Below are 361 nucleotides of genomic sequence, written 5' to 3'. Positions count from 1 at the left end.
TATCTACCGCCATTTTGAGAGCCGATCGAATTACCCTTGCGTTCTCTCCGTTGGTGGTAAATGAATAGCCTAAAATTCTTTCGGAGTGAGCGTCTATAATCACATAAAAATCAAGATTGGCTTTTATGTTTCCTCTGGCATCTTTATAGTAATAGTTCACCTTTGTGCCGTCACCATTCCAAAGCGCATTTCTACATGAAGCACGCTCTCTTGTGTTTCTGTACATGAACTTGTTTTCAAAGGCACTTTTACCGTGATAAACAGGATACCAGTACTTCTTCAGCTCATTCATATTGAGACGTCTTTTTACACCGCTCAAACTTACTTCACCTTTGCCGTTTTTCACTCTCCATTTATTGAA

General features: G+C 39.6%; 1 protein-coding gene. It reads right to left on the bottom strand.

Annotation, left to right across the window (positions count from 1 at the left end; genetic code table 11):
• Positions 1-361, bottom strand: a 361-nt coding sequence (locus PL77_RS32230) for a hypothetical protein (RefSeq protein WP_044213813.1), incomplete at both ends; no start/stop codon positions are given.

It is taken from the genome of Flammeovirga sp. OC4, assembly GCF_000812565.1.
Lineage (GTDB): Bacteria > Bacteroidota > Bacteroidia > Cytophagales > Flammeovirgaceae > Flammeovirga.
The sequence above is the reverse complement of the archived record's forward strand: the minus strand, read 5'-3'. Positions and strand labels throughout refer to the sequence as shown.